The 11599-nt window shown below is 42.4% G+C and carries 8 protein-coding genes; 1 reads left to right on the forward strand and 7 read right to left on the reverse strand.

Going from position 1 to position 11599, the window contains the following annotated elements:
* Positions 1-26: 26 nt before the first annotated feature.
* From FLK20_RS12420 to FLK20_RS12450, 7 genes are all read right to left on the reverse strand, one after another.
* Complete coding sequence (locus tag FLK20_RS12420) at positions 27-1166, reverse strand: acyl-CoA dehydrogenase (RefSeq protein ID WP_152656898.1); 1140 nt, start codon at positions 1164-1166, stop codon at positions 27-29.
* Positions 1167-1168: 2 nt separating this feature from the next.
* A complete protein-coding gene (locus FLK20_RS12425) occupies positions 1169-2308 on the reverse strand; it encodes an acyl-CoA dehydrogenase (protein WP_255473828.1) in 1140 nt (379 codons plus the stop codon).
* A 30-nt stretch (positions 2309-2338) separates the two neighbouring features.
* The gene (locus tag FLK20_RS12430; RefSeq protein ID WP_152656899.1) at positions 2339-3196 is read right to left on the reverse strand and encodes a 3-hydroxybutyryl-CoA dehydrogenase; all 858 of its coding nucleotides are present in this window, start codon (positions 3194-3196) and stop codon (positions 2339-2341) included.
* A 41-nt stretch (positions 3197-3237) separates the two neighbouring features.
* Positions 3238-4425, reverse strand: a complete 1188-nt coding sequence (locus FLK20_RS12435) for an acetyl-CoA C-acetyltransferase (RefSeq protein ID WP_152656900.1) — start codon at positions 4423-4425, stop codon at positions 3238-3240.
* Positions 4426-4511: 86 nt separating this feature from the next.
* Entirely contained in the window at positions 4512-6620 is a 2109-nt protein-coding gene (locus FLK20_RS12440; RefSeq protein WP_152656901.1) for a heterodisulfide reductase-related iron-sulfur binding cluster, read from the reverse strand.
* A 440-nt stretch (positions 6621-7060) separates the two neighbouring features.
* Complete coding sequence (gene argS / locus FLK20_RS12445; RefSeq protein WP_152656902.1) at positions 7061-8731, reverse strand: arginine--tRNA ligase; 1671 nt, start codon at positions 8729-8731, stop codon at positions 7061-7063.
* 183 nt (positions 8732-8914) lie between these two features.
* Entirely contained in the window at positions 8915-9346 is a 432-nt protein-coding gene (locus tag FLK20_RS12450; RefSeq protein ID WP_152656903.1) for a YwiB family protein, read from the reverse strand.
* Positions 9347-9557: 211 nt separating this feature from the next.
* On the opposite strand from FLK20_RS12450, the gene FLK20_RS12455 reads away from it, so the two are divergent.
* Positions 9558-11570, forward strand: a complete 2013-nt coding sequence (locus tag FLK20_RS12455; protein ID WP_152656904.1) for a transglycosylase domain-containing protein — start codon at positions 9558-9560, stop codon at positions 11568-11570.
* The last annotated feature ends 29 nt before the right edge of the window (positions 11571-11599 follow it).

Here is an 11599-nt window from a genome sequence, read left to right on the forward strand (position 1 = left end):
AGATTGTGCGCATTTTAATACTCTCTTTATTTCGTTACCATTCTGCCGATAACCAGCCGCTGAATTTCATTGGTTCCCTCATAGATTTGTGTAATTTTGGCATCACGCATGTAGCGTTCCACTGGATAATCCTTTGTATATCCATAGCCGCCAAAAATTTGAACCGCTTCAACTGTAATGCGCATCGCTGCATCACCAGCGAATAATTTCGACATAGCAGACGCTTTTCCGTATGGCTTTCCTGCTGATTCCAGCCATGCAGCCTGATAAGTTAACAGACGGGCTGCTTCAATATCTGTTGCCATATCTGCCAGTTTGAAGGAGATGCCCTGATTTGCTGCAATCGGTTTGCCAAATTGTTCTCTTTCCTTTGCATACGCTGCAGCAGCATCCAGTGCGCCTTGCGCTATTCCTAATGCTTGTGCAGCAATGCCATTTCTGCCGCCATCTAAAGTAGTCATGGCAATTTTAAAGCCTTCTCCTTCTTCACCCAGTACATTTTCTGCCGGGATTCGGCAATTCTCAAAAATTAACTCAGTGGTTGGAGATGAACGAATGCCAAGCTTCTTTTCTTTTTTACCGAATGTGAAGCCTTCTGTTCCTTTTTCAACGATAAAAGCGGTAATACCTTTATGTTTTTGGTCCGTATCTGTTTTCGCAAATACGATATAAATATCTGCCACACCGCCATTGGTAATCCACACCTTACTTCCATTCAATATATAATCGGAGCCAGCTTTTTTAGCGGTTGTTTTCATGGAAACAACATCACTTCCCGCCCCCGGCTCGGATAAGGCATAAGCTCCCAATGCTTCTCCGGTTGCAAGACGTCGTAAAAAGGTTTGTTTTTGCGCTTCATTTCCATATTTATAAATTGGCCAGCTCGCCAAAGATAGATGTGCTGAAAGTGTCACTCCCGTAGAAGCACAGACACGCGATAATTCCTCAACCGCAATTACATAGCTTACATAATCAGAGCCGATTCCGCCATATTCCTCCGGCCAAGGGATACCCGTTAACCCCAGCTCTGCCATCTGATCAAAAATTGCTCTGTCAAACCGCTCTTCTTCATCTCTTTCTGCCGCTGTCGGTTCTACCTCATTTTCGGCAAAATCTCTGACCATTTTCCGCAGCATTTCCTGTTCTTCCGTTAATTTAAAATCCATTCTTATCTCTCCTTCAAAAGCTCTTTGGATATCACAATATGCTGGATTTCATTCGTTCCTTCATAGATTTCTGTTACTTTCGCATCACGAAACAGCCTTTCTACAGGATATTCCTTTGTATAGCCATAACCACCATAAATCTGGACAGCCTCAATCGCATTTTGCATCGCTGTTTTCGTCGCTGTCAGCTTAGCCATCGATGTTTCCTTTATACAGGATTGCTTCATTTCGATCCGTTTGGCAGCCTGATAGGTTAATAGCTTTGCAGCCTCCACATTCGTTGCCATTTCAGCCAGCTTAAAAGAAATTCCCTGATTCGCCGCAATCGGCTTGCCAAATTGCTCCCTTTCCTTCGCATAGGCAACGGAATAATCTAACGCCGCCTCTGCAATACCAAGCCCCTGAGCTGCAATACCAATTCTTCCGATATTTAAGTTAGCCATCGCAATTTTAAAGCCCTGCCCTTCCTGACCAAGCAGATTCTCCTTAGGAATACGGCATTGCTCAAAGGTTAATTCCACTGTGCTCGAACCCTTTAATCCCATTTTCTTTTCATTCTTTCCAATCACCAGACCGGGACTGTCTTTTTCGACAATAAAAGCACTTATTCCGTCTTTGTCCTCGCTTGTTCTGGCAAATGTAATAAAGGTATCAGCATACTCCCCGTTCGTAATAAATACCTTTGATCCATTCAGTACATACATATCATCCACCAGTTTGGCAGTTGTTTTTAACCCGCTCGCATCCGACCCTGAATTTGCTTCCGTTAAAGCAAAGGCGCCTAAATATTCTCCAGAAGCAAGCTTGGGGATAAATTTCTTTTTCTGCTCCTCTGTTCCAAAATATAGAATCGGATTTGTGCCGACCGAAGTGTGGACAGATAAAATAACGCCGATGGTTGCACTGACCTTTGACAGTTCGTGAATAACCCGGATATAGGAGCTGAAATCCATCCCGGCTCCCCCGTATTCTTCCGGTATCGGGATACCCATTAAGCCAAGCTCACCCATTTTCTTGATAATTTCTTTCGGAAAACGATCTTCTTCCTCCATTCGCCCGACTTCTGCTGCAATCTCATCACGGGCAAAATCTTGAACCATTTTGACTAACATTTTTTGTTCTTCCGTTTGTGTAACAATCAACGTACTAACCCCTTTCAATACGCCTTCTTTTTATTCACTATATGTGTAAAAGCCTCTGCCAGTCTTCTTGCCCAGTCTTCCTGCCTGCACATATTGCCTCAGAAGCGGGCATGGGCGGTACTTACTGTCTCCAAAACCTTCATGAAGAATTTCCATAATCGATAAGCAGGTATCCAGCCCAATAAAATCGGCAAGCTGCAACGGGCCCATCGGATGATTCATCCCCAGCTTCATCACCTGATCCACATCTTCTATACTGGCAATCCCTTCAAAGACGGTATAAACTGCTTCGTTAATCATTGGCATCAAAATACGATTGGAAACAAAGCCCGGAAAATCTTTCACTTCAACATCTTGCTTTCCTAAAGCCTCTGTCAGTTCTTTTACTGTTTGATACGTCGCTTCACTTGTTTCCAGCCCCCGAATAATCTCCACCAGCTTCATGACAGGAACAGGATTCATAAAATGCATGCCGATAAATTGCCCGGCCCTGCCAGTAACAGCTGCAATTTCCGTAATCGGCAGTGAGGATGTATTGGTTGCAAAAACGGTATGCTCCGGTGCGAGTTCATCCAGCCTTTGGAATACTTCCTTTTTTACCTCCAGCCTTTCCACTACTGCTTCAATAATAAAATCGGCTGTAATTGGATCGGCTTCCAAATCAACAACAAGCTGAAGACGGTTTAGCGACTCTTTTTTTGTATCCGCTTCCATTTTACCTTTAGCAACATCCCTTTCGAATATCTTTTCAATATACTGCTTTCCTCGTTTCAACGCCTCTATATCTGCATCGTACATTTTCACCTGATAGCCGGAACGGGCAAAAACGAGCGCAATTCCTGCACCCATTTGTCCTGCCCCGATAACCATTACTTCTTTTACAGTCATGATCACACGCTCCTCCTGAGAAGTTGTTTTCACACATACGTTTAGTTTGCCGGTACTTCAATTAAAATAGCGTCTCCTTGACCTCCACCGCTGCAAATTGCTGCAATACCCTTTCCGCCGCCGCGGCGTTTTAATTCATGGATTAATGTCAGAATAATACGGTTACCGCTCGCACCAATTGGATGGCCAAGCGCAACTGCTCCGCCATTAACATTTATTTTTTCCTCATCAATGTCTGCAATTTGTCCGCTTGCCAGTGCCACAACAGCAAAGGCTTCATTGATTTCATAAAGGTCGATTTCTTCCTTCGATACACCTGTTTTTTCCAGCAGACGATTAATCACCAAGCCTGGTGTTTGCGGGAAATCTTTTGCTTCCACTGCTACCTCCGCATGACCTAAAATCGTTGCCAGTGGTGTTTTATTTAGTTCCTTCGCTTTTTCATCTGACATCACGACAACAGCACTCGCTCCATCATTGACGCCGGGAGCATTTCCTGCTGTAATGGTGCCATCCTTATCAAACGCAGGTCGTAATGCAGCCAGTTTTTCAACAGATGTTCCTTTTCTTGGCGCTTCATCCTGGCTAACCACTATTGGATCTCCTTTACGAACTTGAACTTCTACTGGTACGATCTCATCTGCAAACCTTCCTGATTCGATTGCATCAACCGCCAATTTCTGACTTCTTGCTGCCCATTCATCTTGACGCTCACGAGTTATTTTAAAGGAATACGCTGTGTTATTACCGTAGTTCCCCATGTGATTGCCTGTAAATGTACAGGTGAGGCCATCATGAATCATTAAATCCTGAACTGATTTATCGCCCATACGATTTCCCCATCTCGCATCAGGAAGGATATAAGGCGCATTGCTCATGCTTTCCATACCGCCGGCAACAATAATATCCTCTTCCCCTAGCCGGATTAATTGATCTGCCAGCGTAACACTGCGCATTCCAGAGGCACAGACCTTGTTAATGGTTTCTGTTTTTACCTCCCAGGGAATACCAGCTTCTACTGCTGCCTGCCTTGATGGGATTTGTCCTTGACCGCCTTGCAGAACAGTTCCCATAATTACTTCATCTACATCTGTACCGGCAAGGTTTGCCCGCTCTAATGCGGCTTTAATCGCTTTTGCTCCCAAATTTACTGCTGTCAAAGGAGTTAATGACCCTCCAAATTTCCCGAATGGGGTCCGTGCCCCTGAAACAATAACAGACTTCCTCATTATAATAGCCTCCCTTTATAATTTGAACGAACGCTCGTTCAATGAACAGTAGAAAATATAGAGAGGGAGTTTACCTCTCTATACGCTTATGCTGTTTTTTCCTCATTTTGTTCTAGAACAGATAATGCCAAGATTTCAGCAACATCCATTGTACTAATATCTTCTTCTACTTCTTTTGCTTTTGTTCCGTCACTCAGCATCGTTAAGCAATATGGGCATGCACTGGAGATCATTGATGGCTGCACCTGTAATGCCTGTTCTGTACGCGCAACATTAATCCGGTTTCCGGTAGTTTCTTCTGTCCACATTAAGCCGCCGCCTGCACCACAGCACATTCCATTCTCGCGGCTGCGATCCATTTCCACCAGCTCCAGACCCGGGATAGCCTTCAAAATTTCCCTCGGTGGATCATACACACCGTTATACCTTCCCAGATAACAGGAATCATGATAGGTTAACCTTTCATTAATCGCCTTCTGCGGCTTCAGCTTCCCTGACATAACAAGATCATAGAGCAGCTGCGTATGGTGATATACCTCTGCCTCGAACCCAAAGTCAGGATATTCATTCTTAAATATATTGTACGCGTGCGGATCAATCGTGACAATTTTTGTGACGTCATTCTTGGTAAATTGCTTGATATTTTTCTCGGCGATTTCCTGGAATAAAAATTCATTTCCAATCCGTCTTGCCGTATCACCGGAGTTCGCTTCGGTATTTCCTAAAATTGCAAAACTGATGCCAGCCTGATTCATTAACTTCGCAAAACTGAGCGCAATTTTTTGGCTGCGGCTGTCAAAGGAGCCCATCGAGCTGACCCAGAATAAATACTCAAAGGATTTATCCTCCTTCTTCAGCTCTTTCACTGTCGGGATATAAACAGATTCATCCTCATCACGCCATTTGATCCGGTCCTTCTTTGATAATCCCCACGGATTCCCCTGACGTTCAATATTCATGACAGCACGCTGAATTTCAGAATCCATCTTTCCCTCTGTCATGACCAGATAACGACGCATATCAATAATGGTACCGACATGCTCATTATTTACCGGGCAGGCATCCTCACAATTCCGGCAGGTTGTACATCCAGATAATTCTTCCTCTGTAATCACATCACCAATCAAGCTCATACTTTGAATAGAAGCAGCTGCTTCCTTATTTGCAGAAGCTTGATTGCCGGCAGTTCCAGAAAATGCATAAGAAGGAACCCACGCAGACCTGCCGGTAACCGCTGCCCCTTTTTCAGTCAGATGGTCCCGGACCTTCACCATAATATCCATTGGCGAAAGCATTTTTCCGGTTCCGGCTGCCGGACATACATCCGTACAGCGACCGCATTCTACACAGGCATAGAAATCAACCATCTGATGCTGTTTAAAATCCTCTACCTTGCCGACACCAAAAGCGATTTCTTCTTCACTTTCTTCGTCCATATCTTCTAATTCAAAATCTATCTTTTCTAATTTACCAGGCACTTTTTTCGTTAAGAAAACATTGATTGGTGCAGCAATTAAATGTGCGTGTTTGGACTGTGGCACATACACTAAGAAAGTAAGCAATGTTAAGGTATGTACCCACCACGCAATGTAGAATAATACCATTGCTGCACTTGCTGAAATGCCGCCAAATAATCCGGCAAAAACACTGGCAACCGGCTCTGTCCATGTTAATTCATGTCCATGCCAGACAAGAGCCATTCCATTTCCAAACAGCACTGAAATCATTAACGTTCCGATAAAAATAAGAACAAGACCAGCTTTCAGACCTCTTTTCAAACGGACAAGCTTCTCCATATAACGGCGATAAAATGCCCATACAACAGCTACTAAAATCATTAATGTAACGAGCTCCTGAAAAAAAACAAATCCAGGGTAGAATATACCAAATGGCAAGTGATTCCCCGGCGAGAGCCCTTTGATAAACATATCAATTGCTCCAAATTGCACCAGAATAAAGCCATAAAACATCATGACGTGAATAGTACCGGACTTTTTATCCTTTAACAGCTTTGATTGCCCAAATACATTCTTTATAATGCGCTGGATTCGCAGCTTTATCTCGCCGTCAAACTCTGATTTTTTCCCCAGTTTGATATAGGCCACCCTTGTTGCGATGACTTTGGCAAATAGAAACAGTGCGTAGCCGGTCACAGCTAAAAATAAGATCCAATTAATAATCAGAAATGTATCCAAAACGACTTCCCCCTCTTTAATTATTATAATATATGTTGTTAGCGTTTTCATATTTATTTTAAAAATAACTATGCTTCTACTTTAAAACATGAATGAGCATTCAGTCAACCAATTTGGGAGAAATAATAATTTTCAGGGGTGTATCAACATTGCTTTTACTTGTTCAAATGTTCATACTCAATAAAAAATCGTACTCTATATTTGCAATCAACCTGATAGTGCGTATCCCAAAAGTGTAAGAGCAGCTTTAAATCTTTCATTCAATTTAGCTACAAAAAACATGTATTATACCATTTTACTTTATAAAGCAGCACATCATTGTATTCTAACAAAAATGAAACAATTAGAATAAACCATTGCAGATCGAAAGTATTATATATTAAAAAATCCCGCAAAGCGATCAAACCGTCTCTCTGCAGGATTTTATATCATTTCCTATCTTACATTCTTTCTGGCGCAGCCACACCTAAAATACCTAAGCCATTCGCCAATGTTTGACGCACTGCTTTCATTAAAGCAATACGTGCGCCGGTACGCTGCAGATCATCTCCATCCAATACCTTTTCTGCATTGTAGAAGCTGTGCAGGGTCGATGCAAGGTCAAATACATACTGGGTTACTTTATGCGGCATTTGTTTATCTGCCGCTTCCGCAATCACTTGAGGCAGCTCGCCTACTTTTTTAAGGAGATCCAGCTCTTTTTCAGCTTTTAATAAAGATGCATCAAAAGCTTCATCTGTTGCAAACCCTTTATTCTTCGCCTGTTCGAGCATCGTGCAAATACGCGCGTGTGCATACTGTACATAGTAAACCGGGTTATCATTGGATTGTGATTTGGCAAGGTCCATATCAAAGTCTAACTGCGAATCATTGGAACGTGCTACGAAATAATACCGCACCGCATCAATCCCTACCTCATCCATCAGCTCTCTTAACGAGACAGCTTTACCGGTACGCTTACTCATTTTCACCTTTTCGCCGCCTTCAAACAGATTGACCATTTGAATTATTTTCACGGAGAATTTATCAACTGGATAGCCTAAAGCCTGAAGAGCCGCACGCATTCTTGGAATATATCCATGGTGATCTGCGCCCCATACATTAATAATCTGGTCAAAGCCGCGGTCTAATTTATTTTTATGGTAAGCAATATCTGGTGTCAGATACGTATACGCTCCGTCCTGTTTGATAAGTACACGGTCCTTATCATCTCCAAATGCGGTTGTCTTAAACCATAAAGCTCCGTCTTTTTCATACGTATAGCCGCCGTCCTCCAGCACCTTTAAAGCATCATCAATCTGATTGTCTTTAAACAGAGAACGCTCGGAGAACCAGCTGTCAAATTCGACTCGAAAATCCTTTAAGTCATGTTCAATATTACGTAAAGAAGCCTTTAAGCCGTATTCTTTAAAATAATCAAGACGTTCTTCATGTGATTTTTCTCCCCAGGTATCTCCTTCCTCTTTCACAAGTGTCTTCGCAATATCAATGATTGCCTGCCCATGATAACCGTCTTCCGGCATGCTTACAGACTGCCCTAATTCTTGTAAATAACGTGCCTCAACGGATAAGCCGAGATTGTTAATCTGGTTGCCTGCATCATTAATATAGTATTCTCTCTCCACTTCATAGCCGGCAGCTGCAAAGAGATTACATAATACATCGCCAAATGCAGCATTTCGTGCGTGACCTAAGTGAAGATCGCCAGTTGGATTGACAGAAACAAATTCGACTTGAACCTTTTCCCCGTTACCGTCTTGTGAAGTTCCATAAGCATCACCTGCCTCAAGTACCGTTTCTATGACTTCCCCTAAGAAATCCTGCCTCATATAAAAGTTAATAAACCCGGGTCCAGCGATATCTACTTTTTCAACAGATGCTTTCTGCTTATCTAATTTTGCTGCAATAGCCTCTGCAATTTGACGCGGGGCTTTTTTGGCAATCCGGGCCAGCTGCATGGCAATATTTGTCGCAAAATCGCCATGTGCTTTATCTTTCGGTTTTTCCAAAATAATATCGGGAATGGTATCCTCTGTTGCAAGTTCAGCAGCAATGACCGCTGTATGAATTTGCTCCTTTAACGTTTCTTCTGTTTGTGCTAATACATTCATTTCTTACTTCCTCCTTGTTTCAATCCCCATAGGTAGTTTAAGGAACACGACAATATAGGTGGATTGCTCTCATGCCAGAAGGGGATACCACTAACGTTCCGCCCCTCCTGCCTTGGCTTTACTTTTGGCAATTCCTCCCCCACTTACTTGCTTTGCACTCCTTGAAGGTGGGAGAATCCTTGCTTATTTTGTTGAAAATTGAAGCTTCAGCTGATGCTTGCGTTCCATTTGTTCATTCAGCTTCATTGTATAATTGATCTCAAGCACACGCGGCATTATATCCTCTGTAAAGGTAATAGATTCAGAATATGTTTCCATATGAATATTACCATGCATATGCTGATAAATGTTTTCTGTTTTTTGCCCTGATTGAAATTGCTGATTCATTTGGATGGCACCTGTCCGCTTAATGGAAACACGCTCTGGACGAATCATAATGATATTTTGAATCTTTCCGGCTTCTTCCATCACTTCCTCGTATTTGAGTACATCGATGCTGCCTTTCTTCATCCATTCTCCCGTAAAGGATTGTTCCTGCGTCTCCTGCTCGCCTGAATCTAAATCATCAATCACTGTTTTCAATGTAATATGGACCTGCTCGGAATTTTGTTGCATAGGCACTCCTTTAATCTTGTTTACAAATTTATATTTACAGTGTATTTATTATATCTATAAAACCCCATGATAAGCAATACTCTTAACAGCAGAAAACTTTATACGTTTATAAACACTGTTCTTTTTCCATAATAAATATAAAGGATATACAAACCACTCCAGTAGCACCACTCTTAGAATCGACATATTTATTTTTTGGAGACGATAAAGAATGAAACCATTTAAAGAGCTGCGTTTAACGCATAAACTGATTGGCAGTATAATTTTGCTGATGATAACCGGAATATTAGCTATCTATTTACTGGCTTATCTCATGGGACCTCCAAGTCTCAGTAATCAATCCCCTGCCGTCTTCTATGATCGGGAAGGAGAAATAATTGAAGATACGTTTGGGGATTCTTATGAATGGGTCCCTTTAGAAAATATAGATCCTTCTGCTATTCAGGCAACTATGGTTATTGAAGACAATCGTTTCTTTGATCATAGCGGGCTTGATTTCTTTCGTATCGCCAAATCATTGTGGAATAATTTTGTTTCCGGATCTTTGAAAGAAGGAGCCAGTACTATTACACAACAATATGCCCGAAATCTCTACCTGTCTCCGGAAAAAACCTGGTCGCGTAAGCTTCAGGAAGCTTTCTACGCGATTCGTTTAGAAATGTTTTATTCCAAGGAAGAAATCCTGGAAGGGTATATGAACACCATTTATTATGGACATGGAGCGCACGGTATTGAAGCAGCGAGCAATTATTTTTTTGGAAAATCAGCTCATCAATTGACCTTGGCTGAAGCGAGTATGCTGGCGGGAATTCCTAAGGGGCCAACCTATTATTCACCGCTGAATCATTTAGAAAATGCAACCGATAGACAACAGCTTATTCTGACAAGAATGCTCGAAAAAGAAATGATTACCGAAACAGAATATACCGATGCGCTGAATGAAGTGTTAACCTACGAACAGCAAGCTCCAACTGAAGAGGAAGCATCCTTTTTTAAGGATCAGGCATTAAAGGAAGCTGCACAGATTTTAAATAAGGATGTAGAAGAGGTCAAGCTCGGCGGTTACCAGCTGCATACTACATTAAACAAGGATTATCAGCAGGAAATGGAGGCTGCAGCTGCCCAAGTTATCAATGAAGCGAGTGACTTAGAGACTGCCGGCATTTCCATTGTGCCGCAAACTGGTGAAATAGCAGCAATGATAGGTGGAACCGATTATCAAACAAGCAGCTACAACCGGGCTATCCATGCCAAACGGATGCCCGGCTCGACCTTTAAACCGATCTTATACTATGCTGCCCTGGAAAACGGTTATACAGCCAGTACTACTTTAACCAGTGAAGCAACCACCTTTGAGCTTGCAGATGGTTCTACATACCAGCCAAGTAACTTTAATGGATATTATGCAGATGCGCCAATAACTCTCGCAGAGGCAATTGCTTTATCAGATAATATTTATGCTGTAAAAACAGCGCTTTATGTTGGTGGAGACCGATTCATTGAAACAGCAGAAAAGTTTGGGATTAAAAGTGATTTAAAAAACGTCCCTTCGCTGGCACTCGGTACTTCTTCTGTTTCTGTCATTGAACTGACAAGCGCCTATGCCCGTCTTGCCAATAGCGGAAAATCGGTCACTCCGTATCTTATTGAAAAAATTACCGATGCTGATGGGAAAACGCTATACTCGCATCACCCGCAAGAAGAGGAGCAGGTTCTGGATGAAAAAAAAGCTTTTATTCTAACACAGCTGCTTACCGGGATGTTTGATGAAACTTTAAACAGTTATACCAGCGTCACTGGAGCAAGCCTGCAAAATCAACTGTCTGATATTTATGCCGGCAAATCCGGTACAACAGACTTTGACAGCTGGATGATCGGGTATAGACCCGCTATCTCTACCGGTATCTGGGTGGGATATGATGACCATCGGGAAATGACAAATGTAGCCGAGACAGCTTTTTCAAAGGAGATATGGGCAAATTATATGGAGAAAATTGATGAGGATGGAAAAAATGTTTTTCCGATGCCTTCCGGGGTTGTCGGGCTGCCAATTGATCCTGTCAGCGGATTACGGGCAGATACCAGCTGCGAAAAAAGCAGAATTATGTTTTATGAAAAAGGCACAGAGCCGCTCGGATACTGTCATAGCGATGAAATAGACCATCGGGATGATGACCTTGAGGATACAGGAATTCTTGAGCGTTGGTTCGACTTATTATTCTAAGCACGTAAAAAAGAACAGCTGTCAAGGTC

This window comes from Oceanobacillus sp. CFH 90083 (assembly GCF_009389585.1).
Lineage (GTDB): Bacteria > Bacillota > Bacilli > Bacillales > Amphibacillaceae > Oceanobacillus.

What these genes read in the sequence shown, in the direction of transcription:
- FLK20_RS12420 (WP_152656898.1), bottom strand. Translation starts at nt 1,166, where the DNA reads ATGGATTTTAAATTAACGGAAGAACAGGAAATGCTGCGGAAAATGGTC.
- FLK20_RS12430 (WP_152656899.1), bottom strand. Translation starts at nt 3,196, where the DNA reads ATGACTGTAAAAGAAGTAATGGTTATCGGGGCAGGACAAATGGGTGCA.
- FLK20_RS12435 (WP_152656900.1), bottom strand. Translation starts at nt 4,425, where the DNA reads ATGAGGAAGTCTGTTATTGTTTCAGGGGCACGGACCCCATTCGGGAAA.
- argS (WP_152656902.1), bottom strand. Translation starts at nt 8,731, where the DNA reads ATGAATGTATTAGCACAAACAGAAGAAACGTTAAAGGAGCAAATTCAT.
- FLK20_RS12450 (WP_152656903.1), bottom strand. Translation starts at nt 9,346, where the DNA reads ATGCAACAAAATTCCGAGCAGGTCCATATTACATTGAAAACAGTGATT.
- FLK20_RS12455 (WP_152656904.1), top strand. Translation starts at nt 9,558, where the DNA reads ATGAAACCATTTAAAGAGCTGCGTTTAACGCATAAACTGATTGGCAGT.